The organism is Nocardia sp. NPDC005825, from assembly GCF_040630175.1.
GTDB lineage: Bacteria > Actinomycetota > Actinomycetes > Mycobacteriales > Mycobacteriaceae > Nocardia.
The window spans coordinates 55,604-81,781 of sequence record NZ_JBEXXC010000011.1 but is presented as its reverse complement, the minus strand read 5'-3'; the positions used below and the strand labels follow the sequence as shown (position 1 = coordinate 81,781).

Here is a 26,178-nt window from a genome sequence, read left to right as displayed (position 1 = left end):
CGGGCGCGCGAGAGATATTCCGGGACTTGGATTCCGGCGATTCCGGTGCGGTGCTGTACCTCATCCGCGGCCGTTCCGGCACCGGTAAGTCCACCCTGCTGGGCGCGATCCGGGCGCGGCTGCGCGCCCGCGGCGTCACGCTCACCGACCATCCGGCGCAGGCGCCGCGTCCCGGCGGCGCGGACACCGGCCGTCCCCGGACCGCCCTGGTCGTCGACGACGCGCACACCCTCGGCGCGGCCGAGTTCGATCTGCTCTGCGCCGCGGCCGAATCCGGGGAGTTCCCGGTCGTCATCGCGCTGCGCTCGCGGCCGCACGACGCCCGGCTGCGCGGACTCACCGATCTGGTGGCCCGCCGCGGCCGCGTGATCGATCTGCGCGCCCTGGGCGCGACCGAGATCGCCCCCTTCGCACGGGAATTGGGCATGATGGTGCCGCGCGGCCTGGCCCAGCACATCCATCGCCAGACCGGCGGCATCCACGGCGGCGTGGTGGCCGCTTTGACCGCCGCCTGCGCGACCCGCCTGGACGCGGGCGTGACAGCGGTCGATCAGGCGGTGACCGCGTGGGCCCGGACCCGGCTCGACGACTCCGACCCGGACCTGCTCGACGCCCTGGTGGTGGCCGCCATCGGCGCGGGCCTGGACACCGGCGAACTGACCGAGGTCCTCGACCTCTCCTCCGCCGACGCCCAGAGTCTGGTGGACCGGGCCCGGGGCAGCGCCCTGGTCACCGATGCCGATCTGCTGCTGACCCCCGCGGTCGCGCCGCTGCGCACCCTGGTCGGCGACCGCCGCTTCCTGACCGTCGCCCGCCGCCTGTTGCACGCCCGCCTGGATGCCGGACTGCTGCGCGATCACACCGCGCTGCTGCTCGCCGAATCGGGCGTCCGGGACGAGCGGCTGGCCGGATTCCTGTGCGCCGCAGCCGAACGCGCCGGTGACGAGGCGGTGCGCTACTACGCGTCCGCGGCCGCCGCCGGTGCGGATCCGGAAGGGCTGGCGGTGCGCTGGGCCGACGCGGCCGCGCGCAGCGGGGACGGCGACACCGCCCTGCGCCTGGCCGAACCGAGCCTGGCGAATCCGTCGATTCCGCTCGCCGATCTCGCCGTCGCGGTCCGCATCTGCGCGGGCGTCTGGACCCGGCGCGGTCTGGCCGACCGGGCGGCGCAGCTCTACACCTGGCTCGGTCCCGCCCGGGTGGGCGCGGACTGGGCGGTCGCGGCGACCGCGCTGTGCCTGGCCGGCGATGTTCGTGGCGCGCAGGCGCTCTCGGTCAATGCCGGGCAGTGGCCGCCCACCGAGGCCACCTCCCGGGCGGCGTCGATCGCGCACGCCCTGTCCGATTCGATCGGCGCCACCGGAACGCCCGCGGCCCAGCGCCCGGGTGCGACGCACAATGGCGCCGCCGGAACCTTCGGCGGTCGCGGCGGCAACGAGCAGGGCACTCCCGCACGGACTTACGGCAACGGACAGTCCGGTGCCGAACGCCCAGCGGCGTCCGGCGCGTTCAACTCCCCGACCGCCCGGGTCGCCGCACCCGGCGGCGTGGTCCGGCCGGCCATCGGCGACCGGACCCAGCCCGCGAACCCCGGCGTGCCGGTGCGATCCGCCGCGGGCCAGCCGAACAGCTTCGGCACCGTCACGGCCCCGACCGGCTTCACCGCGGAGATGCGGGCTGTTCCCCCTGCGACCCTCGCCGGGCAGCGGTTCGCCAATCCGGCGCAGGCTCGCCGCGGCGCGGCCGTCTCGGCGGCGTCGGCGCTGATCCACGCGGCGCACTCCGGTCCGGCCCCGGCCGACGACGGCGGCGATCGGTTCCTGCCGTGCTCGGCGGTGTCGATCGCGGTGCTGCTGTGCCTGAGCATGGGCGACCCCCGCCGCGCCGCCGACGCCCTGCGCGGCGCGGCCCCCACGCCGCAGAGCCTGGTGCTCGGTTCCTGGGTGGCCATGCTGGGTGGCGACGAGCAGTCGGCCGCCGCCCTGATGTCGGAAGTGCCGGTGGCGGAACTGGATCCGCGGGATCGCCTGCTCGCGCACGGCGTGATCGTCGGCCTCGCCCGCCGCAGCGGCGACCACGCCGCGCTGGCCCTGGCCTGGCAGCAGGCCTTTCCGCTGTTCGACGAGGTCGGGGCGGACCTGCTGGCACTGCTGCCCATCGGCGAACTGTGGCTGGCCGGAATCCGTTTACGCGACGAGGCCCGGATGACCGCCCTGGTGACCGGCGCCGACGAACTGCTGCGCCGCCTCGGCGAACCGCCGGTCTGGTCGAATGCCTTCCACTGGTACGCGATTCAGGCCGCCATCGCCCAGGAGAGCCCGGAAGCCCTGCTGCCGCACGCCCATCGGCTGAAGACGGCCGCCTCGGCGGGCGATCCGCAGGCCGCGGTACTGGCCGACGCGGGCCGCACCTGGGTGCTGGTGCTGCGCGGACAGGTGGTCCGGGATCGGGTCGAGGGCGCGGTGGCGCGACTGGCCGGGCTCGGCCTGCGCTGGGACGCGGCCCGGCTGGCCAGTGAGGCCGCGCTGGCGGCGAGCGACGCCGCCACCGCGACCGCCCTGCTGAAGCTGGCCCGCACGGTCCGTGCGCAGTCCCGGCCGCCGGAATCCCCGGTCCGGGTGCCCGAGGCCGCGGCCCCGCAGGCACGTCCGGAACCGGTCACCGATACCGTGCTGAGCGAACGCGAACGCGAGGTGGCCGAACTGGTGCTCCTGGGTTTGACGTACCGGGAGATCGGGGCCCGGCTCTACATCTCGGCCAAAACCGTGGAACATCACGTGGCCCGGATGAGACGCCGAATCGGTGCGGGGTCGCGTTCGGAGTTATTGTCAATGCTCCGCGCCATGGGTCACGGTTCACTCCTGGTCTGATCCGGGCGCGGAGAGACCGGACGCACCGAGTGAGGTAACGAGGATGGCCACTGGCGTGGGCCTGCGGATCGCGGACGACGAATCCGTCGTAGCCGTGGTGACTGGCGACGACGCCACGCTCCCGGTGCATTACACCGTGCGTGAATCGGTGCTGCACATGTCCGACGACGGGGACGCCGTGCTGGGCGGGGACGCGCCGGAGGGCTATTCGCACTCCATTCGCGGCTTCGTCGGCGCGGTCGGCGACCCGGCCGGGCTGGCGGTGGACGACGGCGAGGCGTACCGGGCCGAGGACCTGATGGCCACCGCGGTGTTCTGCCTGATCAGTCAGGCCGCCGAACACCTCAACGGGCCCGCCGAGTTCTATCTCGCGCACCCGACCGGCTGGACCGACCCGCACGTGCGCTCGCTGCGCGAGGCCCTGGACTACCTGGGCCTGAAGTCGGTGGTGCTGGTCAGTGAGCGCGACCTACCGCAGGCGGACGCGGAGACCGGCAAGACCCTCGCCTACAACGCGGCCCGTGCGGCCCTGGCGGCGGTGCTGTCCACTCCGGCCGGGCTGACCCCGCCCGATGCCACCGCGTCCGCCGTGAACGCCGCCGACGTCACCGATGTGCTGCCCGCGCTGAAGTCGTCCGAGCCGCTGGCGCAGGCCTATTCGGCCGCGGTCGCGGCGGTTCCGGCCGCCACCGCCGCCGAGCCGGTGGTCACTCGATCGATTCCGGCGGCCGCGGTCACCCACGCGCCGCGCGCCTCCCGGGGCCCGTACATCATCGCCGGGGCGGCCGCGCTGATCGGTTTGCTGCTCGTTGGCGTCGGAGTGGCGGCGGTGTTGCGCCAGGACGAGTCCACCCCGGGCCCGCCGCGCGGCGAGGTCCGCAACGAACCGGACGCCACCGCGGGGGTGGCCCCGCCGCTGCTACCGCCCACCGGTTCGCTGCACCCGACCGCGGCCGCGCCGGTCGATCCGGCCGACGCCCCGGTCACCACCGAGGCGCCGACCACGACGCCGCCGCCGACCACCACACCGGAGCCGACGACCACCCTGCCGCCGGTTCCGGCGACCACGGTGCCGAGTACCACCACCCGCCCGTATCCGCCGATTTATCAGAATCCGCCGTTACCGACATTCGGTCTGCCGCCGGCTCCGGTGCTGCAGGACCCGTGGGGACAGAGTCAGCGTTGATTTCGTAGCGACCATCCGAGGTTTGTGCCCTAAAGTGGTGCGCTGACCGACCTTCCGGAAGGTAACCCGGAACCTTTCCCCGCCGAAGCCGGTCTGCTGGTGCACTACGAAGGGACTCCATGCGCAAGTTCATGGCGCGCCGCGCCACGGTCCGAGCAGCCACCGTCGCCGTTGCCTCGACCGTTCTTCTCGGGCCCCTTCTGAGCAGCGCCACGGCCGATCCGGTCTCCCCGGATCAGCTTGCCGCCGAGAGCCTTCCGGCCGAACTGGTGACCGCTATCCAGCGCGATCTGAAGATGACTCCGGCCGAATACCTGGACCGCGCGGCCAAGGCCCAGCAGTTGCGGGACTACGCCAGCGAATTCCGCACCCAGCGCCCCGACGATTTCGCGGGCGCCTGGATCGGGACCGACGGCAAGCCGGTGCTGGCCGTCACCTCCCTCGACGCCGCCAAGGTCGCCGCGGCCGCCGGGTACCAGACCCGGCTGGCCCCGATCAGCGCGGACGGCCTGGAGAACTCGGTCGATCAGCTGAACCAGTGGATCACCACGCTGCCGCGGGAGATCTCGGGCGCGATCAATTCGGTGGCCATCGACTTCCTCAACAGCCAGCTGGTGCTCAGCGTCGCCAACACCCCCGGCGGCCATTTGCTGAACCTGCCCACGCTGATCGCCAATATCAAGGTGATCCTGTCGCCGAACTCCGGCGGCCCGGTGGAGCGGCGGCCGATGGGCGGCGACACCTACATCACCGCGCCGACTCCGCTCGACACCTCGCTGCACGGCGTGGATGTGTGTTCGTTCGGATTCAACAGCGTCGATTCCGCGGGCAATGCGCTGAACATCAGCGCGGGGCATTGCAATCCGAATGTGGACAAGGGCACCGGCGCCGAGGTGTACCTGCCGAATGTAAAAAACCTGTTGTCCAGTCCGAAGGTCGGCACTTTCGTCACCTCGAACCTGGGCGGTAGTAGCGCACTGGACTATTCGGTCATCAAGCTCAATGACGACGCGGTGAAGGCGGGCATGGATCAGCCGTCGGTGCGCGGCGCCAACGGCACCACCCTCACCATTACCGGTGTGGCCGACCCGATCACGGGCGCGCCGGTCTGCAAGTCGGGCCAGTCGTCCACGTTCACCTGCGGTTTCGTGGTGGCGGACCGGGTCGAGACCCAGCTCTACACCACCGAGGGCAATTCGAAGACGATCCGCGGCTTCGCCTCCAGCGCCTGCACCCTGGGCGGTGACAGCGGCGGCGCCATCGTCACCGGCACCCTGGCGCTGGGCATTACCAGCGGCTCCAACGCGGCGGACGCGCCGAACTGCAACGAGGCCAACACGCAGCTCGCGCAGTACGGCGGCACCGCGTCGCTGGGCATCCCGCTGCGGCCGATTCTGAACGAAATCGACGCCAATTCGGGCGGCGGCGTCGGCAGTGGAATTCAGGTGCGGACTCGCTCGCACACGTGAGTGATTCACTCCGTGCGTCGATTCCCGCCGAGTGACGGATTCGCGGCCCGGTGCGCCGGGCCGCGAAAATCGGACATCCCCCGCATTGGAGGGTCAATCTCCCATGCCTGCCGTTTGCTCTGCGAATACCGAAACGTCACCTGGCAATAAGTAGGCATAACGGTCCGGACACCATATAGTCGGGGCCATGCTCCTGCCACGTATGCGCGCCTCCATGCTTGCCGCGGGCCGACGCCCGCGGTCCCTTGTCCGAACTGCGGCGATCGCGGCCACCGCGGTTCTCGTCGCCGGACCCTTGGCGGCGAGCGCGCACGCGGAGCCCGAGACCCCCGCGACCCCGAATCTGCCGGCCGAGCTGATCAACGCGATCACCCGCGACCTCAAGATCTCCCCGCAGGACTACCTGAACCGCGCCGACGTCGCGCAGAAGGTGGCCACCTTCGCCACCACCGCGCAGCGCCAGTTCCCGGATGTCTTCGGTGGCGCCTGGCTGGACGAGACCGGCAAGGCGATCGTGGCGCTCGCCCCCGGCGACGCGCACGAGCAGGCCCGCAAGGCCGTGCAGGACGCCGGTTTCACCGCCAAGGACGTCTCCAAGAGCGAGACCACCCTGCGCGGCGAGAAGAACGCCTTCCAGCAGTGGCTCAAGGACCAGCCGGAGTCGGTGTCCAAGTCGATCCGTGGCGTGGCCGTCGACACCCTGAACAACAGCATCGCGGTCCGCGTGGACAAGGCCGGCCTCCCGCTGCCCGGTTTCGTGGACCCGGCGCGCGTCATCGTCATGGCCGCCCCGCCGGTCGGCGGCGAGGGCCAGGACGTCCCGAAGGCCGCGGAGATCGCCGGAGCCGGCCCGCGCGCCATGGCCGCCGGTGACGCCTTCGCCTCGGTGGCCGGCCGCATGTCGCTGCGCTGCTCGCTGGGCTTCAACGGCGTGGACGGCAACGGCAACGTCGTCAACATCACCGCGGGCCACTGCAACCCGAACATCCCCGCCACCGGCGGCGCCAACTCCCCCGGCGTGTTCCAGCTGGTCGGCGAGAGCCTGGGCCCGCAGATGGGCTCGTTCCAGAAGTCGGTGCTGGGCAACCAGGACTACTCGATCGTCGGCATCAACGACCAGTTCCGGGACAGCTTCTCCAACCCGCTGGTGAGCGTCCCGAACGCGGCCCCGATCACCGTCACCGGTGTGGCCGTCCCGGTGGTGGGCGCTCCGGTCTGCAAGTCGGGCGCGCGCGCCGGCTTCAGTTGCGGCGTGGTGAACGCCGTCGACCAGACCGTCCAGGTCGGCGACCGCCTGCTCACCCAGTCGTTCTCCTCGAATATCTGCGCCCTGCCCGGTGATTCGGGCGGCCCGCTGGTGACCGGCACCCTGGCCCTGGGCATCTCCAGCGCCTCCTCGGTCGCCGACTACCCGATCTGCGAGATCCCGAACCTGATCGGTCTGATCACCGGCAACACCCCGCAGCTGTTCGCGCAGCCGATCAGCACGGTGCTCTCCGACAACCCGGGTCTGCGGGTACGCACCAGCTAGGCACAGCATCCTCGGAAAGGCCGGTAGCTCAACCGCTACCGGCCTTTTCGCTTTCCCGGGTACATCTACCTACGCCATGAGGGTGTGCAGCACTGAAAGTTCGCGGCCCGTCTCGTTCTGGACTGAGTGGAGCGGGGGAGCGAAGCGGAGGAGCGGAGGGAGGGAAGAACGAGACCTCCAGGGCCGCGAACCCGCCCGTAGCGAAGCGGAGGGCAGATAATAGAGCCTATGTGTTTGGCGTTGCTCGGCTGGCGGGCCCATCCGGACTACCGGTTGATCCTGGCCGCCAATCGGGACGAGTTCTTCACCCGCCCAACGGAATCGCTGCGCCGCTGGGACGAGGTGCCGGGCCTGCTCGCGGGCCGGGATCAGGGTGCGACCGGCCCGGTGCCCGGCACCTGGCTGGGCGTGCTGCCCGACCGGCACCGCTTCGCCACGGTCACCAATGTGCGGCTACCCGGCGAGTTCCGCACCGACGTCCGCTCCCGCGGCGCGCTGCTGATGGACTTCCTGCGCGGTGACCCGGTTCCGGAGAAGTTCGTGCGCGGCATCGCCGCCGCCCCCGACGACTACAACGGTTTCAATCTGCTGGTCTCGGATCTGGAAACGCTGTGGTGGCACAGCAATCGGAGCGAGGGCGGCCCCCGGGAACTGCCGCCCGGTTTCCACGGCGTCTCCAACAACGCACTGGTCGGTTCGCTGACACCGGACGGCACGGTCGTCACCGACACCGACGCCCCCGTGTGGCCGAAGGTCCGCAATGGCGTGCGCGCGCTGGCCGCGGTGCCGCCGGGCGACGTCGCGGGCTACCTCGGGGTGCTGGCCGACCGCACCGCGGCCCCCGCCGCCGAACTGCCCCGCACCGGCCTCGACCGGCTCACCGAACGCTCGGCTTCGGCACGTTTCGTCAACCATCCGGTGCACGGAACCCGGTGCAGCACAGTCCTTCTGGTGCGCGAGGACGGCCGCTACGTGATGACCGAGCGCACCTTCGCCCGGTTCGGCCGGCGCCGCGACACCGTGGTGTTCGAGGGCCGAATGGACCTCCCCGCCTAAAAAAACACCAGGCCCGCCTCCAACGAGCGAGGCGGGCCTGGTGTTCGAACCTGCCGGGGCGATGCCCCGGCGACGTCACTAGTTCGGGGTGACCTGCTGCTGCTGAGCGGCGGGAGCCCACTTGGTGGTGCCGTCCGGCGCCTGCATGGTGTTCAGCAGGTCGATACCGGCCGCGACCAGGGTCGGGCCACCCGCGGCGATGGTGCCGAGGATGCCGCCGATGCCGGCGCCCGCGACCAGACCCGGCACGCAGCCGGCGACGATGGTCACAACGCAGCCGATGATCGCGCCGAGGGCGGTGCCCACGAAGCTGCCGATGCCCAGCGCGAGGCTGAACTGGGTGGAGAAGTAGCTCATCGCCTTCTGGTTCTCGTCAGAGGAGGCGATCGGCTTGGCGGAGGCGACCGGCGCGGCGGCCAGCACCTGGGTGCCGGGGTTGAAGTCGGCCGGCTTCTCCGGAACGACCTCGAGCACCTTGCCGTCTTCCTTGACCTCGGACTTGACCGGGATCTGGGTGCCCGCCGCGGTGTAGGACAGCGGGAACGAGATCACGACCGCGCCCTGCTGGTCCTTGACGTTGACCACGGTCTGCTTCGGGTCCTCGGGCGTCGCGCCGTCCTGCTGCGCGAGTTCGAAGGTGCCGTTCTTCAGGGTGGACACGATCGTCTTGCCGTCGACCAGCTTGGTGGAGTAGTTGATTCCAGCAGGCTGTGCGGGAGCGTTGTCGGCGTGGGCGGTCGTCATCCCGATGGTCATTGCGCCGATGACCAGGGCAGCAGCCGCAGTGGTACTGCGAAGCTTCATTGGGTTGGTTTCCATTCCGTCATCAGGTATCCGCTGTGCGCTCTTCGCCACGCGAGGCCCGGCTTCCCTCGGGCCATGCCTCTACGCGCTAGGACGAGTCCTCCCCGAGCATGTGAAGACGCGCACAGCTGTCGGACAGCGTGAGCCTAGTCGATCACATTACGATTTGCGAGATCGGTTTCTTTCTGCACGCCACCATGTTTGGAAGTAAGCCTGCCCTTGGTTAAGGGCGCGATTTGCCGGGATTTACGGTGTGGGAAACCCTGGACAACTAAGTTACCGGCGGGTAACTTACCGTCCATTAGGATACGAGCAACTCGAGGCGTACCAGGCTGCCTCGCGAAACGCTCGTAGAACCGTAAGAGAGGTCGCGACATGAATGCCCTGACAGTGACACTGGGCACGATTGGGGCGGTGTTCACAGTCTTCTGTTGGGCATCGTTCATCGGAGGCACACGAAAAATCGTGCGCACCGTGATGGTCGGGCAGTCCGCACCTGATCGGTGGCGGCCGTTCATCCCCCGCTTCAAGACCATGCTCGTGGAGTTCCTCGCGCATACGCGCATGAACAAATTCCGCACGGTCGGCTGGGCGCACTGGCTCGTCATGATCGGCTTCCTCGCCGGCATGATCCTGTGGTTCGAGGCCTACGGCCAGACCTTCGACGGCGAGTTCCACTGGCCGATCATCGGCGGCTGGGGCATCTACCACCTGGTCGATGAAATCCTCGGCCTCGGAACGGTTATCGGCATCGTGGTGCTGATCGTCATCCGCCAGCTGAACCACCCGCGGGTGCCCGCGCGACTGTCCCGCTTCAGTGGTTCGAAGTTCGCGCCCGCGTATGTGATCGAGTCCATCGTCCTCGTCGAGGGCCTCGGCATGGTCTTCGTGAAGGCCGGCAAGATCGCGACCTACGGCGAATCTCACACCTGGAGCGACTTCTTCACCGAGCAGGTCGCCCAGCTGCTGCCTGCCAGCCCGACCATGGTGTCGATCTTCGCGTTCATCAAGCTCTGCTCCGGCGCGCTGTTCCTGCTGCTAGTCGGCCGCAGCGTCACCTGGGGTGTCGCCTGGCACCGTTTCGCCGCGTTCCCGAACATCTACTTCAAGCGTGAGGCCGACGGCGACGTCGCCCTGGGCGCGGCCAAGCCGATGATGTCGGGCGGCAAGGCGATCGAGATGGAGACCGCCGATCCGGACAACGACACCTTCGGTGTCGGCAAGTTCGAGGACTTCTCCTGGAAGGACATCCTCGACGTCACCACCTGTACCGAGTGTGGCCGCTGCCAGTCGCAGTGCCCGGCCTGGAACACGGGCAAGCCGCTCTCGCCGAAGCTGCTGATCATGTCGCTGCGCGACCACGGTTACGCCAAGGCCCCGTACCTGCTGGCCGGTGGCCGCAAGGACATGGGCGGCGACGAGATCGGTCTGGTCGACGCCGAGGGCAAGCCGAACGAGCGCGCGCTGGCGCAGATCTCGGAGGCGGCCCGCGCCGAGGCGGAGCGTCCGCTGGTCGGCGGTGAGGACGTCAACGGCATCATCGATCCCGAGGTGCTGTGGTCCTGCACCACCTGTGGCGCCTGCGTCGAGCAGTGCCCGGTGGACATCGAGCACGTCGACCACATCATCGACATGCGCCGCTACCAGGTGCTGATCGAGTCGGAGTTCCCCTCCGAGCTGGCCGGTCTGTTCAAGAACCTGGAGAACAAGGGCAACCCCTGGGGTCAGAACTCCAAGGACCGCCTGAACTGGATCTCCGAGGTCGACTTCGAGGTTCCGGTCTTCGGTAAGGACGCCGACAGCTTCGACGGCTACGAGTACCTGTTCTGGGTCGGTTGCGCCGGCGCCTACGAGGACCGCGCCAAGAAGACCACCAAGGCCGTCGCCGAGCTGCTGGCCACCGCGGGCACCAAGTTCATGGTGCTCGGCCAGGAGGAGACCTGCACCGGTGACTCGGCTCGCCGTGCGGGCAACGAGTTCCTGTTCCAGCAGCTGGCCATGCAGAACATCGAGCTGCTGAACTCGGTGTTCGAGGGTGTCGAGCAGGCCAAGAAGAAGATCGTCGTCACCTGTGCGCACTGCTTCAACGCGCTCAACAACGAGTACCCGCAGGTGGGCGGCACCTACGAGGTCGTGCACCACACCCAGCTGCTGAACCGCCTGGTGCGCGGCAAGCAGCTGGTGCCGGTGTCGCCGGTCGCGCAGAACGTGACCTACCACGACCCCTGCTACCTGGGCCGGCACAACAAGATCTACAACGCGCCGCGTGAGCTCATGGAGGCCTCGGGCTCGACCCTGGTCGAAATGCCGCGTCACGCCGAACGTTCCATGTGCTGTGGCGCCGGTGGCGCGCGCATGTGGATGGAAGAGCAGCTCGGCAAGCGCATCAATATCGACCGGGTCGACGAGGCGCTGGACACCCTGAAGGGCGGCAACGAGCCGTCCATGATCGCCACCGGCTGCCCGTTCTGCCGCGTCATGCTGACCGACGGCGTCACCGCCCGCAAGGACGGCGGCGAGGTCGGCCAGGGCGTCGAGGTCGTCGATGTCGCGCAGCTCATGCTGCAGTCCATCAACCGTGTGGACGCCGCGATCCTGACCGAGAACCTGAAGGTCGTCCAGCAGCCCAAGGCCGCCCCCGAGCCGGAGCCCGCTCCGGAACCGGTCAAGGCCGAGGCCGCGGTCGCCGAAGCCCCCGCCGAGGCCGCCCCGAAGGCCGCTCCGGCCGGTGGCGGACTGGGTATGAAGGGTGGCCTGAAGCCGCCGGGCGGCGGTAAGGGCCTGGCCATGAAGGGCGGGCTCAAGGCTCCGGGCGCGAAGACCGAGGCTCCGGCCGCCGAAGCCGCTCCGGCGGCCGAGGAGACCGCCGCCCCGGCTCCGGCCAAGGGTCTCGCCATGAAGGGCGGCCTGAAGGCCCCCGGTGGCAAGGGTCTGGCCATGAAGGGCGCGGCCAAGGCGCCCGGCGCGAAGGCCGAAACCGCGTCCGCCGCTGCGGCTCCGGCCGAGGCCGCCGCCGCTCCGGAGGCTCCGGCCGCGAAGCCGGGCGGGCTCGCCATGAAGGGTGGCCTGAAGGCTCCCGGCGGCAAGGGCCTGCAGATGAAGGGCGCCGCCAAGGCTCCGGGCGCCAAGCCCGCCGCCGAGGCCGCTCCCGCCGAGGCTCCCGCGGCCACCGCTCCGGCTCCGGCCGCCGAGGCTCCCGCCGCTGCGGCCGCTGCCCCGGCCGCGGAGGCCAAGCCGTCCATCGCGCCCAAGGGTCTGGCCATGAAGTCGGGTCTGAAGCGCCCCGGCCCGAAGGCTCCGGGCGCCGCGGCTCCGGCTGCCGCGCCGGCGCCGGAAGCGCCTGCGGCTCCGGCCGATTCGGCTCCGGTCGCCGCTCCGGCCCCCGTGGCCGAGCCCGCCGCCCCGGCCGAACCGGCCGTGTCGGAGAGCAACGGCACTTCGGAGGCCAATGGCACGTCGGAAGGCAATGGGGTGACCCCGCCCGCCGCGAAGCCGGGTGGTCTCGGCTTCAAGTCGGGCATGAAGGCTCCGGGCCGGAAGAACTAGGCTCCGGCCCGAAACACCGGGCTGCCGAACCTGATTGACCAGGGCGGCGCTACCGAATCGGTAGCGCCGCCCTCGTCGTTTCCGGTCACCGGTGTGGCCCGGTTCACGAGGCGTTCACCGCCCAGCGGCTAATCTCGGGCAACAAACTCGGCGGGAGTTCGCCATACTGCAAGGTATGACGGATGCGCGGGCGGTGCGGGTCGAGATCGGGGTGGAGTCTCTGGACGGGGTCCGGATCGCCGAACAGGCGGGGGCGGCGCGCGTGGAGTTGTGTTCGGGCCTGACGGTCGGCGGGCTCACGCCGGGTCCCGCGCTCATCGAGGCGGCCGTGGCCGCGGCCGGGCACACCCAGGTGCACGTGCTGATCCGGCCGCGCCCCGGCGATTTCCGCTACACCCCCGACGAGGTGGCGCTCATGCGCGCCGACGTCGAGCGAGTCCGCGCGGCGGGCGCGCACGGCGTGGTGGTCGGCGTGCTCGACGAGGACGGCCACGTCGATCCGGCCGCCAATACCGAACTACTGGCCGCCGCCGACGAGCTGGAGGTCACCTTCCACCGGGCGTTCGATGTGTGCGCCGATCCCTACGCGGGTTTCGACCAACTGCTGGAACTGGGTTTCACCCGACTGCTCACCTCCGGCCGACAGGAGTCGGTGCTGGACGGCGCGTCCCTGATCGCGCGCATGGTGAGCCTGTCCGACGGCCGCATCGACGTGATGGCCTGCGGCGGCCTGCGCGCCGACAATGCCCGGCGGGTGATCGAGCTGACCGGCACGCGGGATCTGCATGCGGCCGTGCGTATTCCGGTGCCCGGCCGCCCGCAGCCCGACACCGAGGTCAGCTTCGCCGAGTTCGGTGTGCCGAGCGGTTTCGACCATTTCGCCACGGACGCCGACGGTGTCGCGGCGTTGTGCGAGGCGGCGCGAACGGCCGTCTGACCGGACGCGAACTCCACTGCGATCCAACAAGTTTGCTGTGATACCCCTGAAGTTTGCTGCGCAAACGGATAATTCGGTCATCTGAGCTAGGACGCTTGACCAAAGCGTTGCCGGGTCATATCTTTTTGAGCACGCTCTTGCTACAAAGTGGTCTGGATCACATCACAGATCCGTCACGGGACAGCACGCCGGCCTCCGCTGCCCCACTCTCTCCAGGAGTTTCACGTTGATAGCTAGAAGAAGTCTGTCCCTGCTCGGGGCCGCCGGCATCGCACCGCTGCTCGTCGCCCTCCTCCCCGCCGCCTCGGCGAGCGCCCACGGCTATGTGGCGTCACCGCTCAGTCGCCAGGCCCAGTGCGCGAAAGGTCTATTGCCCTGCGGCGACATCCAATACGAGCCGCAGAGCGTGGAAGCGCCCAAGGGCTCGGACAAGTGCAGCGGCGGCAACTCCCGCTTCCCGGAACTGGATGACGACAGCAAGCCGTGGAAGGTGCAATCCGTCGGCGGCACAGTGACTTTCACCTGGACGTTCACCGCCCTGCACCGCACCCTGAACTGGGAGTACTTCATCGGCGGCACCCGGGTCGCGGTCTTCGACGGCGGCAACAATCCCCCGCCCCAGGACGGCGTCAGCCACACCGTGGACCTGAGCAAGTACAGCGGCCGCCAGAAACTGCTGGCCGTCTGGAACATCGGCGACACCGTCAACGCCTTCTACTCCTGCGTCGACCTCCAGATCGGGAGCGGTGGCGGAACACCCACCACCACAAAGCCTCCCGCCACCACGACCACCACCCCGCCCACGAAACCGCCGACCACGACGCCTCCGGCCACCACCACGACGGCGCCGACCACGACGCACAGTCACCAGCCGCCGCCCAGCACCACCCACAGCCACCAGCCCCCGGCCACCACCACGGCACAGCCGAGCGCGGGCGCGTGGACGGTCGGCGACCGCTACGCGGTGGGCGACGTCGTCACCTACAACGGCAAGCGTTACCGCTGCCTGCAGGCGCACACCGTGTACGACCCGGGCTGGACGCCGACCGCCGCGCCCGCCCTCTGGCAGGCGCTCTAGAACCCCCGCGCCGCGAGTGAGGGGTTCGGTGACCGCCGAATCCGAACCCGGAGAGGACTCGCGAAACGGGAGAGGGGCGTGTTTCCGCGGAAACACGCCCCTCGCACTGTCTTTCGTCGATAGACCGTTCGATCAGGAATCGGGCCGCGAATGCCGCCCGCCACGCGGCGGTTCGGGCGGCGGCCCCGGGTGCCGCGCACCCGGCTCCGACCACGGCTCGTCGGGATGGAACCAGGACGACGTGGTGTACCGCGGCTCCTGCGGCGGCGCCCCACCGTCGATCCACGACTGCTGCTGCGGCGGCGCGGGCTCGACCGGAGTCGGACCCGGCTGCACCACACTGGTTCTCGGCACCGTCGGTTCCCCGTTCCCGGACTCGGAGGGCGCCGGGCGCGGCTCCGGCTGCGGCCCGGTGCGCGGGTTGTCGGTATCCGGTCCGAGCCGCACCACGAACTGCGAACCCGAGCGCGGCGCGTTCGGATCGCCGCCGCGCCGCGCCGCGGGCTGACCTCCGGTGCGCGGACCGCCTGCCGGTCCGCCGGGGCGCCGCGGCGTATTCCGTTGCGGCCCACCACTCCGCGGCCGATTGCCGCCCGTGGCCGCGACCGCGCGCGCCGTGCCCGGCGGCCGCGCCAGCAGCACCGCGATGGCGGTGGTCAGCGGCACCGACAGCGCCAGCGCGATACCGCCGACCGCGGAGCGCGCGATCTCGATGCCCACCGCGTCGCCGGTCAGCACGTCGCGCATGGACCGCCCCGCCACGCTGAACAGCATCAGCAGCGGCAGCGCGCCGCCGGCGTAGGCGAGCACCAGGGTGTAGACGGTACTGGCGATGTGGTCGCGTCCGACCCGCATGGCGGCCGCGAAAATCCCGCGCCGCGTGGACTTCTCGTCCAGCGCCGCCAATTCGAAGGCCGCGGACGCCTGGGTGATGGTGACGTCGTTGAGCACACCCAGCGAGCCGATGATGAACCCGGCGAGCAGCAGCCCGGTGATGCTCACATGCTGCAGATAGGTGGCGACATTGGTGTTCTGCTCTTCGGAGAACCCGGTCAGGTGGGTGATCTTCAGTGCGGCCCAGGACAATACGGCCGCCAGCACCATCGCCGACAGCGTGCCCAGCAGCGCCGAGCTGGTGCGCAGATTCACCCCGTGCGCGAGATACAGCACCGCGTACAGGATCACCGCGCCCGCGACGAGTGCCGTGGGGATGGCGGGTTTTCCGTCCAGCAGCGCGGGCAGCAGGAATACCACCAGGACGCCGAACGCGACCACGAGTCCGAGCAGCGCCCGCAGCCCGCGCCACCGCGCGACCGCGATGATGACGACGGCGAACACGATGCCGATGATGGTCAGCGGCAGTCCGCGCGCGTAGTCGTCGAAGGAGTAGGTGGTGACCAGGCTGGGGTCGGCCTTGGGATCCGCCTTCGGATCCACTTGGCGCACGATGCGGATCTTGTCGCCGGCGCGCAGATCGGGTTGCCCGGGCCCGGGCGCGATCTCGAAGAGCGTCTTCTCCCCCTGGCTGGGCCCGGAGTCGATGGTGACGATGCTGCGCTGGCAGGAGTAGCCGTTGGCGCGCGGGGCCTGCGGTTCGTCGCTGAAGACGCGGCCGTTGGAGGGGCTGCCGCAGGGGCCGATGTCCTGCTTGATCACCGTGCCGGCCTCGGTCTGCACCGCGCCGCCGCCGCCGTTCTGCATGGGCAGGGGGATGTCGATGTGCTGAGCGCTGGGCCAGAGCCAGATCAACCCGGCCACGACCGCCACGCCGATCAACGCGAGCAGTCCGATCACGACCTTGGCCGCATTGGCTCCGATCGCGATGGGTCCCGAGTGGTCGTGATGGTGGTGATGGTGATCGCTCACGCGGAGAGCCTAAACGAAAACGATTTTTGACATGCTGAGAGGTCTCGGCATTTTGCCAGGTGAGGCGGTCGCGATCGCGAGAATTTTTTAGGGGGCGGCGGAGAGCAGGGGGATGTCTCCGCCGCCCGGGGTCAGCGGCCCAGGGGGGGTAGGCCGACTAACCAGGGCCGGACGGCCCAGGGGGGGTAGGCGGTCCGGCCGGGCACTCGAAGTGCCGAGGACCACTGTACACAAAAGACGGTTCTTTGCGCTAGCTAAGTCTCTAAAAACCCAACTTTTTCGTACCAGCGGTTTGTTTTAGCCAGAGTCTCACCTACGCCACACCCCGCGAGGGAGGGTGTCCGTTCCTGGACAAAACCGTATAGGCGCAGGTCGAGAGGGCTCACGGGATTCCCCATGAACCCTACCGGTAGCTATTTCCGCCCGGAAGTTATTGGCGGTAGCTGGACAGGAAGTTGCCGAATCGTTCGATCGCGACCGACAGATCCCGCGCCCACGGCAGCGTCACGATGCGCAGGTGGTCGTGATGCGGCCAGTTGAAGCCGGTGCCCTGCACCATCAGGATCTTCTCCTGCAGCAGCAGATCCAGCACCAGCTTCGAATCGTCGTGGATCTCATGGACTTCCGGATCCAGCCGCGGGAACGCGTACAACGCGCCCTCCGGCTTCACACACGACACACCCGGAATCGTGTTCAGCTTCTGCCAGGCCACATCCCGCTGCTCGAGCAGCCGCCCGCCCGGCAGCACCAGATCGTCGATGCTCTGATGTCCGCCCAGCGCCACCTGAATGGCATGCTGCGCGGGCACATTCGGACACAGGCGGGTGGAGGCCAGCAGGTCGATGCCCTCCAGGAAGCCGCCCGCGTGATCCTTCGGACCGGTGATGACCAGCCAGCCCGAGCGGTAACCCGCCACCCGATAGGCCTTGGACAGGCCGTTGAAGGTGAGGCACAGCAGGTCGGGGGCCAGCGTGGCCAGCGACACGTGCTTGGCGTCGTCGTAGAGGATCTTGTCGTAGATCTCGTCGGCCAGCAGCAGCAGCTGATGCTTGCGGGCCAGGTCCACCACCTGCTGCAGCACCTCGGCGGAGTACACCGCGCCGGTGGGGTTGTTCGGGTTGATCACGACAATCGCCTTGGTCTTGTCGGTGATCTTGGATTCCATGTCGGCGATGTCGGGCTGCCAGCCGTTGGACTCGTCGCACAGGTAGTGCACCGGGGTGCCGCCCGCCAGCGAGGTCATCGCCGTCCACAGCGGATAGTCCGGCGCGGGGATGAGCACCTCGTCGCCATTGTCGAGCAGCGCCTGCATGACGATGGTGATCAGCTCGGAGACGCCATTGCCCAGGTAGACGTCATCCACATCGAATTCCGGGAAGCCCGGCACCACCTCGTAGCGGGTGAAGATGGCCCGGCGCGCCGACAGGATGCCCTTCGACTCGCTGTAGCCCTGCGCGTACGGCAGCGCCGCGATCATGTCGCGCATGATCACGTCGGGCGCGTCGAACCCGAACGGCGCGGGATTGCCGATGTTCAGCTTGAGGATGCGATGGCCCTCGGCCTCCAACCGCGCCGCATGCGCGTGTACCGGCCCCCGGATCTCATAGAGAACGTTCTGGAGCTTGGTGGACTGCTCCAGCATGCGCGGGGACCGATGCGGTAGGTGACTCTGAGGGCTCACGCTAGTAATGGTGCCATTAGCCCGCAACCAGCTTTTTTCACCGCGAGGTATCGGGCGGCAACACGCTGCGGGCGGCGGTGGAGCCGCAGAACTCCTCGATTCGCTCGTCCAGGTCTTGGGCTTCGCCCGCCGCGCGGAACTCGGGACTGGCGAGGCGCTGACGGAGAACGGACAGGCGTTCCTCCAATTGGGCGATGCGTTTGTCCTCGTCCAGCTCGAGCACCGGTTCGAGGGCCGCCGCCGCCCCGTCGAGGCTGCCGTTGATCAGGTGGGCGGCGGCGTTGTCGACCCGGGCGAGTGATTCCGCGCCGTAGGAGCGCTTGTCGGTGGGGCCGTTCACGTACAGGTCGATGGCGCGGCGGGTGGCGTCCAGCGCGGGTTCGGCCTGGCCGAGGTGGATGTAGGTGGCGCCCGCGTAGTAGTGGCTCTTGGGCTGGTCGAAGCCGAAGACGCCGCCGACGTCGTCGTGCAGGGTGTCGCTGGATTCGCCGTCGCGGGCCTCGTCGGCGGCGCGGATGCAGCGTTCGGTGTCGGCGGCGCTGCCCAGCCGCGACCAGATGCGGGCCTCGATGTTCAGCAGCCGCACCTTCGAGGTCGCGGATTCGGTGTAGCGCTGGCCGCTCTGGGCCAGCAGCACCGCGCGGCGCGGGCGTTCGGAGCGATACTCGATGAGCGCCTGCATACCGCGGGTCCAGGCGCGCAGCGGATTGTGCTCGCACAGCTCGGCGTAAGCCCATGCGGCCCTGGCCTGTTCACCGGCCGCGTCGAAATAGCCCAGATCCGTGCTGGCATTCGCCAGCAGACCGGACAAAGTGCCCGCCAACAGATACAGATGCGCCGTATCCGACGGCCGCTGATGGCCTTCCAGCAACCGGTACACGCGCCGCCGGACCCGCAACATCTCCACCATCATCGGCACCGGAGGCATGTGCACGTAGTCGTTGGCGATGCGCGTGACATCGGCATCGAGCTGTTCCAGCAGGGTGGCACCCACATTGGTGCCCTCGGCCCGGCCGGCGTGCTCGCTGGCTTCATGGGCAGCCGCCATGATCAAGTCCCTCTCCGAAATCGCCGCTAACGCATCGCCCCTCATCGCACCCGTGTCGACGAGTGCCAGCAGTTCCGCGTCGCTGGAATAACTGGCCTGCGCCGGCATGCCGCTCCACAGCTCGGAACCGCCTTGGCGCACATCGAAACCGGGAACGGCGGGGCCACTCGAGGGCTGGTCGATCAAGGCCGCGAACCGTGCCCGCACCACATCGTCGGACCTGGCAAGGGAGGTATCGAGGGCGGCCTGATTGATGGGGCGGGGATGCACCCGATCGCCCCCGGCCTCCCACTTCGAGACCAGTCGTTCGTGTACGCCCAGGTGGGCGGCGAACTCCCGGATACTCATGCGTTTGGCATCACGGAGGGCACGGGCCTCTTTGCCTGACCAGTGCCGTACCACGGTGCCATCCCTTCCGAACGAACTCCGAACTCCAGGGTACGAGCGGAAAGTGGCCGCGGCCACAGCCGAAACCTAGCTGGTACCAGGCTTTATACGTAGCCGCGACAGTGGCGGCGGAAAGGCAGTGGAAGGCGGGTGTGCGGGCATTTTCCTATCCGCCTCCGGCGCGCGACCCTGGTGACCAGGGGAAGGAGGCGGGGAAGTGAACGCGGACAAGCTCCGAACAGTCGACGACTGGGTTTCCTACTACCGGCACGAGTTCGGGCTGCCGGTCACCGAGCGCGGCGGATTCGTCATGCTCCCCGTCACCACGCAGGTCGCGGTCGTGCACCTACCGGTCGCCCGAGCCGAAAAGGTCCGCAGCGCACTGCAACTGCGCCGGACCGACGGCCCCATGCTGGCACGCCAGATTCGCTGGAGCTTTCTGGCCGAACCGGATTCACGCCCCGGCGCCCAGATCATGGAGGTCCTGGACCGCCTCGACATCGGCATTCCGACGATCGGCAGCGCGGTCATGCTCCCCACCGGCCTCGGCCGCTGGACCCGCGAGGGCTGCCACTGGGTGCGCCCGCCCACCCGAGACTCCAAACTCCCACCCCTGTCGGCGATCATCACGACAGCTCTGGCGGTGGGACCGGGAAGCGAGGATTGAACGCAGCCTTCCTCGCACCGGCGCGATCCGCGCCGGAACCACCGGGTCCGCCCCTTCTTGGCAGTCGACGGGGCGGACTCGGCGTGTCAGCGCGCTTGTTGCTGCTGGGCCGGGGCGGGCGGGAAGAGCGGGGGGAGGGTGGGCACGATCACCGGGGGAAGGCCGGGGATGAGGGTGATGGTGTTGGGGCCGACCGTGGTGGTGGGGGCCTCGGTGGTGGTGGTCGCGTTTTGCGGCTGCGGCGGGCCGGCGAGGGCCTCGTTGGTGGCGTCGGTGGTGCTGGGGGCGACGGTGGCCGGTTCGCTCGGGCGGGTGGTGCTGGTCGGGACCGAGCTGGTGACCGCGTCCTGGCGCTGCGAATCGTGGCTCAGCACTTGGGTTCCCCAGCCCAGGGTGATGCCGATGGCGGCCACCACGACCAGCGCGCCCACGGCGACACCGGCGAAGCTGACCTCGCGGCGGCGGCCCGGGCCGTCGGCCGGGCCCGCGACCAGCGACCGGGCCGCGGCGGGCTCGGCGGGTCGCGGCGCGACCTCCTCGCGCGGCGCGGCCGGGAACGGGGCGGGGGCCGGGCGCGGCATGACCGGGCGGGCCAGCATGGCGGCGCCGCGGGTCACCACGGTCTCGGGCGCGGCGGGCACGATCACCGGGACGCCCAGCCAGCGCCGCAGAACCCTTGCCACCAGCGGAATCTGGGCGCAGCCGCCGAGCAGGGCGACGGCCTGCACGGGCTGCTCGGAGCGCAGGATGACATCGCGGGTCATGCGCGCGGAGGATTCGACGGCCAGCATGATGAGGGCCTCGAAGTTCTCCTGCGACAGCAGGACCAGCCCCTCGGTGGAGGGCAGAGCCACCGCGCTGCTGCCGGAGAGCTGTTCCTTGGCCTCGCGGCACAGCTTGTCCAGGGCGGTGAGGCCGGTGTGATCCGGCGGATGGGCGATGCGCCCGGAGGCGATCTGCTGTTCGCGGATGAGCGCGTCCAGGTAGTCGCCGCTGATATCGCTGGTGCGCTCGGTGAAGCAGACCTGGCGGGTGCCGATGTCGACCACCGTCACGGACAGACCGGACGCGCCTAGGTCGTAGAGCGCGACGGTGCCGAAACCCTGCAGCTCACCGGAGTATTCGAGGAACTCCAGCGCCGCCACCACATCCGGCACCAGCTCGTAGTTGGTGAACTGCCGGCGGGCCAGCTCGGCGCGGATGGCGCGCGCGTGGTTCTCGTCGCGATAGGCGATGGCGGTGGCGCTGATGCGCGAGTCGGCGGCCAGCACCGCTCCGACCGCGTCGGCGACCAGCTCGTCGACCCGGCGTTCGCCGACCGGCACGGCCTGCACGTCGAACGCGTCGGGGGGACCGTCGAATCCGCTACGGGCCCGGCCGTATCCGGGCGCGGGCGGCGCGGCGAAATTCCTGGTGGGCTCGGCGGAATCACCGGTGTACGGACGTGCGACGCGAACCGCGCCCGCCCCCACCGACACTCCCAGCACCGAACTCATCGCCAGCCCATCTCGTTCACACCTACCTGTCGTCGCCACCTTACGACGTGCCGGGCCATCCGTACACCCGGTGAACCCGCCCACCGGACGGCGTAATAGCGCCATTCCATGACGGTCAACTGTCCAGGCAGCGGCCGATTTCCGCCGGACACCCGGCCGAACCGGCTACCCCGTAACGCAACTCACGCGCGCCGGGGTCGCGGCTCACTGCCGGGAGGCGAAGTTCAGGTAGGCCTTCGACGGCGTCGGCCCGCGCTGCCCCTGGTACTTGGAGCCCACGGTGGCGCTGCCGTACGGGTGCTCGGCCGGACTGGTCAGCCGGAACAGGCACAGCTGGCCGATCTTCATACCCGGCCACAGCGTGATCGGCAGGTTCGCGACGTTCGACAGTTCCAGGGTGATGTGCCCGCTGAACCCCGGATCGATGAACCCGGCGGTCGAGTGGGTCAGCAGCCCGAGCCGTCCCAGGCTGGACTTGCCCTCCAGCCGCCCGGCCAGATCGTCGGGCAGCGAGCACACCTCGAGCGTGGAGCCGAGCACGAACTCACCCGGGTGCAGCACGAACGGCTCGCCGGCCGCGGGCTCGACCAGCGAGGTCAGCTCGTCCTGCCGCTGCGCGGGGTCGATATGGGTGTAGCGGGTGTTGTTGAACACCCGGAACAGACTGTCCAGCCGCACATCGATGCTCGACGGCTGCACCAGCTTCTCGTCGAACGGCTCGAGCCCGAGACGTCCATTGGCGATTTCCTTACGGATGTCGCGATCACTAAGCAGCACGAGCTAGAGCGTATGTCAATGATCGGTCGGCGAGTCGACTGCCCCGGCCTCGATCACCTGCTCGGGCTTGCGCAGACCCCAGGTGGCGTGCGCCTCCGCGCGCATCCGCGGCACCATGTGCGGGTAGTGCAGCTCGAAGGCGGGGCGCTCGGAGCGGATGCGGGGCAGCTCGTAGAAGTTGTGCCGGGGCGGCGGGCAGGTGGTGGCCCACTCCAGCGAGTTGCCGTAACCCCACGGGTCGTCCACGGTGGCCAGTTCGCCGTAGCGGTAGGACTTGAAGACGTTCCAGACGAACGTGATCATCGAGAATCCGAGGATGAACGAGCCGACGGTGGAAATGGTGTTGAGCGTGGTGAATCCGTCGCTGGGCAGATAGTCCGCGTACCGCCGCGGCATGCCCTCGTTCCCCAGCCAGTGCTGCACCAGGAAGGTGGTGTGGAAGCCGAGGAACGTGGTCCAGAAGTGCAGCTTGCCGAGCCGTTCGTCGAGCATCCGCCCGGTCATCTTGGGGAACCAGAAGTAGATGCCCGCGAAGGTGGCGAACACGATCGTCCCGAACAGCACGTAATGGAAGTGCGCCACAACGAAATACGAGTCCGACACGTGGAAGTCCAGCGGCGGCGAGGCCAGGATGACGCCCGACAGCCCGCCGAACAGGAACGTCACCAGGAAGCCGACCGAGAACAGCATGGGTGTCTCGAAGGTGAGCTGGCCGCGCCACATGGTGCCGATCCAGTTGAAGAACTTCACCCCCGTCGGCACCGCGATCAGGAACGTCATGAACGAGAAGAACGGCAGCAGCACCGATCCCGTCGCGTACATGTGGTGCGCCCACACCGCGATCGACAGCGCGCCGATGGCCAGCGTCGCGTACACCAGGGTGGTGTAGCCGAACAGCGGCTTGCGGCTGAACACCGGGAAGATCTCGGTCACGATCCCGAAGAACGGCAGCGCCACGATATAGACCTCGGGATGCCCGAAGAACCAGAACAGATGCTGGTAGAGGATGGCCCCGCCATTGGCCGAGTCGAAGACGTGCCCGCCCAGGTGCCGATCGAACTCCAGTCCCATCAGCGCGGCGGTCAGAATCGGAAACGCCAGCAGCACAAGCACACTGGTGACCAGGATGTTCCAGGTGAAGATGGGCATCCGCCACATGGTCATGCCCGGGCAGCGCAGGCACACGATCGTGGTGACCATATTGACGCCGCCCAGGATGGTGCCGACACCGGACACCGCCACGCCCATGATCCACAGGTCCGCGCCCATGCCCGGCGCGTGTTCGGCCAGGCTGAGCGGGGTGTAGGCGGTCCAGCCGAAGTCGGCCGCACCGCCGGGGGTGATGAATCCGGCGGTCGCCATGAGCGCCCCGAACAGGTACAGCCAGTAGCTGAGCGCGTTCAAGCGCGGGAACGCCACGTCCGGCGCGCCGATCTGCAGCGGCAGCACCGCGTTGGCGAAGCCGAACACGATCGGGGTCGCGTAGAACAGCAGCATGATGGTGCCGTGCATGGTGAACAGCTGATTGAACTGTTCGGGGGTCAGGAACTGCATGCCCGGCCGGGCCAGCTCCGCCCGCATCAGCAGCGCCATCAGGCCGCCGATGAGGAAGAACGCCATGGCCGTGAACAGATACATGTTCCCGAGCATCTTGGGATCGGTGGTGGTGATGGCCTTCCACAGGTATGAGCCCTGCGGGTTCATCCGACGTGGAAACGGCCGCACGGGTTCGAGCTCGGGAATCTCACGAGCGGGCACCGCGGTCATACGTCCTCCTCGACCGCCGAGCAGGAGCACCGAACCAGCGCCAGCTAACGTTCAGCGCATCCAAACTTCCAGTGGTGGACGGGTTTTCGACCCTGCGGGTCAGTGTAGGACCGGCCGCGCGCGGAACTCGGTGCTTCGGCGAAAGAGCTCCGCGATCTTCGGCGCGTCGCGCCGACACGGGTGATGGATGGGGGCCGGGCCCCCGCACTCCCACCGTCTCGAAACCCCGGCGGCCCGGGCCCGCGAATTTGCACCGGCGGAGAAGTGGTCTGATAGAGTCGCGTGCGCAAGCAGGACCGTGCCGGTGTGGTGTAGTGGCAACACGCTACCTTCCCAAGGTCGAATTGCGGGTTCGATTCCCGTCACCGGCTCTCACGAGAAGCCCCGCCCGATTCGGGCGGGGCTTCTCGCATGTCAGGGCCCTACTTGGTGCATTCGGTGGCGATCCGCTTGCCGGCCTTGCCCGCCTTGAGCAGATCCTCGGTGCCGAGGCTCACCTTGGTGGGGTTGGTGCCGTTGGCGCTCTCGATGATCTTCTGGATGCCGCTGTCGGACAGGCCTTCCTGAAGGTAGATCCCGGCCACGCAGTCGGCGGTCTGCTGGCTGAGTTTGCCCTTGTCCTGCAAGGCTTTCGAGATCTCGGCGGCGGTCAGCGCGCCGACCGCGCCCGGCGTCGCCGCGATCGAGGACGGGAGGGTCACGCCGGAGGGGAGCGTGGGCAGGCCGGACGGGAGGGTGGTGGGCAGGCCGGACCCGCTGGTCGGCGCCACGGACGTCGGCACACCCGCGGGCGTGGGGGTGGGCGTGGCCGCCTGCTGGCTGTTGGCGCAGGCGGACAGTAGGGGCAGCGCGAGCAGCGCCACCACGACGACGGATTTCCGCATGATGTGATCCCTCCCGGATGCCGGGTCGATCCCGGTCGATTCAGAAATTGCACACCGGCACCGGAGAGTTAACAAGGGCGGCGCGGAAACCGCAGGCCGCCAAGGCCCCTGGCGGCCGGAGCCGCCGGGGAGCCACCCGCTACTGCTGCTTGAGGCAGTCGGTCACGATCTTGTTGGTGGCCGCGCGCGCCTTCTCCGCGTCCTCCTTGCTCATGCCGAGCGACTCCGGATCGGTGGCTGCCGCCGACTTGGCGTCATTCTTGATCATGATGCGCAGACCGTCCTGCGAAATACCCTGATCCACATAGACTTTGGCGGCGCAGTCGGCGAGCTTCGCGTCCTTGAGGCCGCCGTCCTGCAACGCCTTGGAGACGTCCGCCTGGCTGACGTCGGCGGGCTTGTCGCCGCCGCCGCAGCCGGCCAGCAGGGGAAGGGCGACGAGCGCGGCAGCCATCAGGCCTGTGCCGCTCAGAGAAAGACGCACCGGTGCCTCGACTCTCATGATTCGATGGGAGAAATACGCCTGGCACCTTCTCACAGATCCATCGCGGCGCGCAGCGCTGTATCGATTCGCTCGGCCGTCTCGGCGTCCACCTCGGCGACCCGCTCGGCCAGCCAGCCGCGATAAATGCGGCCCAGATTGCCGGCGTGCACCCAGCCGTGGCCCGGAATCGGGACCGCGAGGATGTCCTGTGGATCGACGGCCTCGACCTCGGCCGCGATCAGCCAGGGCCGCGGCGACTCGTTGATGCCGTCGCTGGAGATGAGAACGATGGTGCGGGTACGGGTGGTGCCGTGCGGGTGGTAGACCCAGAGTTCACCCCTGCGCACGCAGCTCCTTCTCGGCGGCCAGTATTTCCGCCTCGTCGGCGGCGGCGAGGTCGACCGGATCCGACACCGGGCCGCACCCCAGCCGCACGGCTTCGCGGCGTGCGGCGCGGGAGATCCACGCCGACGGCGACATGCCCGCGCGGGCGGCGGCGTCCTGGGCATAGGACCAGGCGGCCTCGTCCAGCGACAGGGTCACTTTCCGGGTTGCCATACCTTTTATCGTACCGTTGGAGGCCGGTTTTCCAGCCTGTTGGCGACACGTCAACAACTGTAGGGTGACATCAGCGATCGCGGCCT

General features: G+C 69.1%; 19 protein-coding genes, 1 tRNA gene and 1 pseudogene. 10 read left to right on the top strand and 11 right to left on the bottom strand.

What is annotated here, in order from left to right; genetic code table 11:
• The first annotated feature begins 26 nt into the window (after window positions 1–26).
• From ABZ382_RS27040 to ABZ382_RS27020, 5 genes are all read left to right on the top strand, one after another.
• The gene (locus tag ABZ382_RS27040) at window positions 27–2,870 is read left to right on the top strand and encodes a LuxR C-terminal-related transcriptional regulator (RefSeq protein WP_357094251.1); all 2,844 of its coding nucleotides are present in this window, start codon (window positions 27–29) and stop codon (window positions 2,868–2,870) included.
• Between the two features lie 43 nt (window positions 2,871–2,913).
• Complete coding sequence (locus ABZ382_RS27035) at window positions 2,914–4,056, top strand: hypothetical protein (protein ID WP_357094248.1); 1,143 nt, start codon at window positions 2,914–2,916, stop codon at window positions 4,054–4,056.
• A 119-nt stretch (window positions 4,057–4,175) separates the two neighbouring features.
• Window positions 4,176–5,525 (top strand): S1 family peptidase, encoded by a 1,350-nt coding sequence (locus ABZ382_RS27030; protein ID WP_357094245.1) that lies wholly within the window; start codon window positions 4,176–4,178, stop codon window positions 5,523–5,525.
• Between the two features lie 187 nt (window positions 5,526–5,712).
• Window positions 5,713–7,056 (top strand): S1 family peptidase, encoded by a 1,344-nt coding sequence (locus tag ABZ382_RS27025; RefSeq protein ID WP_357094243.1) that lies wholly within the window; start codon window positions 5,713–5,715, stop codon window positions 7,054–7,056.
• Between the two features lie 228 nt (window positions 7,057–7,284).
• Window positions 7,285–8,112: an NRDE family protein gene (locus ABZ382_RS27020; protein WP_357094240.1), complete on the top strand. Its 828-nt coding sequence runs from the start codon at window positions 7,285–7,287 to the stop codon at window positions 8,110–8,112.
• Between the two features lie 78 nt (window positions 8,113–8,190).
• On the opposite strand, the gene ABZ382_RS27015 is transcribed toward ABZ382_RS27020, so the two are convergent.
• On the bottom strand, window positions 8,191–8,916 hold the full coding sequence (locus ABZ382_RS27015) for a hypothetical protein (RefSeq protein ID WP_357094237.1): 726 nt from the start codon (window positions 8,914–8,916) through the stop codon (window positions 8,191–8,193).
• A gap of 375 nt (window positions 8,917–9,291) precedes the next feature.
• Here ABZ382_RS27015 and ABZ382_RS27010 point away from each other — a divergent pair, with 375 nt between their 5' ends.
• The 3 genes from ABZ382_RS27010 to ABZ382_RS27000 all read left to right on the top strand — a co-directional run bounded on the left by ABZ382_RS27010 (window position 9,292) and on the right by ABZ382_RS27000 (window position 14,477).
• A complete protein-coding gene (locus tag ABZ382_RS27010) occupies window positions 9,292–12,462 on the top strand; it encodes a heterodisulfide reductase-related iron-sulfur binding cluster (RefSeq protein ID WP_357094234.1) in 3,171 nt (1,056 codons plus the stop codon).
• A gap of 175 nt (window positions 12,463–12,637) precedes the next feature.
• Window positions 12,638–13,399: a copper homeostasis protein CutC gene (locus tag ABZ382_RS27005; protein ID WP_357094231.1), complete on the top strand. Its 762-nt coding sequence runs from the start codon at window positions 12,638–12,640 to the stop codon at window positions 13,397–13,399.
• 226 nt (window positions 13,400–13,625) lie between these two features.
• On the top strand, window positions 13,626–14,477 hold the full coding sequence (locus ABZ382_RS27000) for a lytic polysaccharide monooxygenase (RefSeq protein ID WP_357094229.1): 852 nt from the start codon (window positions 13,626–13,628) through the stop codon (window positions 14,475–14,477).
• A gap of 618 nt (window positions 14,478–15,095) precedes the next feature.
• Here ABZ382_RS27000 and ABZ382_RS26995 read toward each other — a convergent pair.
• The 3 genes and pseudogenes from ABZ382_RS26995 to ABZ382_RS26985 all read right to left on the bottom strand — a co-directional run.
• A pseudogene (locus tag ABZ382_RS26995) lies at window positions 15,096–16,343 on the bottom strand (YibE/F family protein); the annotation flags it as partial.
• A 430-nt stretch (window positions 16,344–16,773) separates the two neighbouring features.
• Complete coding sequence (locus tag ABZ382_RS26990; RefSeq protein WP_357094657.1) at window positions 16,774–17,985, bottom strand: pyridoxal phosphate-dependent aminotransferase; 1,212 nt, start codon at window positions 17,983–17,985, stop codon at window positions 16,774–16,776.
• A 76-nt stretch (window positions 17,986–18,061) separates the two neighbouring features.
• Window positions 18,062–19,420, bottom strand: coding sequence for an ABC transporter C-terminal domain-containing protein (locus ABZ382_RS26985; RefSeq protein ID WP_357094227.1), 1,359 nt, complete (start codon window positions 19,418–19,420; stop codon window positions 18,062–18,064).
• Between the two features lie 256 nt (window positions 19,421–19,676).
• Here ABZ382_RS26985 and ABZ382_RS26980 point away from each other — a divergent pair, with 256 nt between their 5' ends.
• A complete protein-coding gene (locus tag ABZ382_RS26980) occupies window positions 19,677–20,126 on the top strand; it encodes a hypothetical protein (protein WP_357094224.1) in 450 nt (149 codons plus the stop codon).
• Between the two features lie 86 nt (window positions 20,127–20,212).
• Here ABZ382_RS26980 and ABZ382_RS26975 read toward each other — a convergent pair whose 3' ends face one another.
• The 3 genes from ABZ382_RS26975 to ctaD all read right to left on the bottom strand — a co-directional run bounded on the left by ABZ382_RS26975 (window position 20,213) and on the right by ctaD (window position 24,166).
• Window positions 20,213–21,622, bottom strand: a complete 1,410-nt coding sequence (locus ABZ382_RS26975) for an Hsp70 family protein (protein ID WP_357094221.1) — start codon at window positions 21,620–21,622, stop codon at window positions 20,213–20,215.
• A gap of 204 nt (window positions 21,623–21,826) precedes the next feature.
• Complete coding sequence (dcd, locus tag ABZ382_RS26970; RefSeq protein WP_357094219.1) at window positions 21,827–22,399, bottom strand: dCTP deaminase; 573 nt, start codon at window positions 22,397–22,399, stop codon at window positions 21,827–21,829.
• 15 nt (window positions 22,400–22,414) lie between these two features.
• The gene (ctaD, locus tag ABZ382_RS26965) at window positions 22,415–24,166 is read right to left on the bottom strand and encodes a cytochrome c oxidase subunit I (RefSeq protein ID WP_357094216.1); all 1,752 of its coding nucleotides are present in this window, start codon (window positions 24,164–24,166) and stop codon (window positions 22,415–22,417) included.
• A 300-nt stretch (window positions 24,167–24,466) separates the two neighbouring features.
• Here ctaD and ABZ382_RS26960 point away from each other — a divergent pair.
• A tRNA-Gly gene (locus tag ABZ382_RS26960) sits at window positions 24,467–24,537 on the top strand.
• A gap of 51 nt (window positions 24,538–24,588) precedes the next feature.
• Here the strand turns inward: ABZ382_RS26960 and ABZ382_RS26955 are convergent.
• The 4 genes from ABZ382_RS26955 to ABZ382_RS26940 all read right to left on the bottom strand — a co-directional run bounded on the left by ABZ382_RS26955 (window position 24,589) and on the right by ABZ382_RS26940 (window position 26,092).
• Window positions 24,589–25,050, bottom strand: coding sequence for a hypothetical protein (locus ABZ382_RS26955; protein WP_357094213.1), 462 nt, complete (start codon window positions 25,048–25,050; stop codon window positions 24,589–24,591).
• Between the two features lie 139 nt (window positions 25,051–25,189).
• Entirely contained in the window at window positions 25,190–25,552 is a 363-nt protein-coding gene (locus ABZ382_RS26950) for a hypothetical protein (protein ID WP_357094211.1), read from the bottom strand.
• 32 nt (window positions 25,553–25,584) lie between these two features.
• Entirely contained in the window at window positions 25,585–25,881 is a 297-nt protein-coding gene (locus tag ABZ382_RS26945) for a hypothetical protein (RefSeq protein WP_357094209.1), read from the bottom strand.
• Complete coding sequence (locus ABZ382_RS26940) at window positions 25,868–26,092, bottom strand: hypothetical protein (RefSeq protein WP_357094207.1); 225 nt, start codon at window positions 26,090–26,092, stop codon at window positions 25,868–25,870. Before ABZ382_RS26940 ends, ABZ382_RS26945 begins: the two co-directional genes overlap by 14 nt.
• Window positions 26,093–26,178: the final 86 nt, after the last annotated feature.

Coding starts and splice junctions, on each gene's coding strand:
- ABZ382_RS26940 (WP_357094207.1), bottom strand. CDS start 26,092: ATGGCAACCCGGAAAGTGACCCTGTCGCTGGACGAGGCCGCCTGGTCC.
- ABZ382_RS27030 (WP_357094245.1), top strand. CDS start 4,176: ATGCGCAAGTTCATGGCGCGCCGCGCCACGGTCCGAGCAGCCACCGTC.
- ABZ382_RS26955 (WP_357094213.1), bottom strand. CDS start 25,050: ATGCGGAAATCCGTCGTCGTGGTGGCGCTGCTCGCGCTGCCCCTACTG.
- ABZ382_RS27025 (WP_357094243.1), top strand. CDS start 5,713: ATGCTCCTGCCACGTATGCGCGCCTCCATGCTTGCCGCGGGCCGACGC.
- ctaD (WP_357094216.1), bottom strand. CDS start 24,166: ATGACCGCGGTGCCCGCTCGTGAGATTCCCGAGCTCGAACCCGTGCGG.
- ABZ382_RS26985 (WP_357094227.1), bottom strand. CDS start 19,420: ATGAGTATCCGGGAGTTCGCCGCCCACCTGGGCGTACACGAACGACTG.
- ABZ382_RS26975 (WP_357094221.1), bottom strand. CDS start 21,622: ATGAGTTCGGTGCTGGGAGTGTCGGTGGGGGCGGGCGCGGTTCGCGTC.
- ABZ382_RS27010 (WP_357094234.1), top strand. CDS start 9,292: ATGAATGCCCTGACAGTGACACTGGGCACGATTGGGGCGGTGTTCACA.
- ABZ382_RS27005 (WP_357094231.1), top strand. CDS start 12,638: ATGACGGATGCGCGGGCGGTGCGGGTCGAGATCGGGGTGGAGTCTCTG.
- ABZ382_RS26950 (WP_357094211.1), bottom strand. CDS start 25,552: ATGAGAGTCGAGGCACCGGTGCGTCTTTCTCTGAGCGGCACAGGCCTG.
- ABZ382_RS27015 (WP_357094237.1), bottom strand. CDS start 8,916: ATGAAGCTTCGCAGTACCACTGCGGCTGCTGCCCTGGTCATCGGCGCA.
- ABZ382_RS27020 (WP_357094240.1), top strand. CDS start 7,285: ATGTGTTTGGCGTTGCTCGGCTGGCGGGCCCATCCGGACTACCGGTTG.
- ABZ382_RS27035 (WP_357094248.1), top strand. CDS start 2,914: ATGGCCACTGGCGTGGGCCTGCGGATCGCGGACGACGAATCCGTCGTA.
- ABZ382_RS26990 (WP_357094657.1), bottom strand. CDS start 17,985: ATGCTGGAGCAGTCCACCAAGCTCCAGAACGTTCTCTATGAGATCCGG.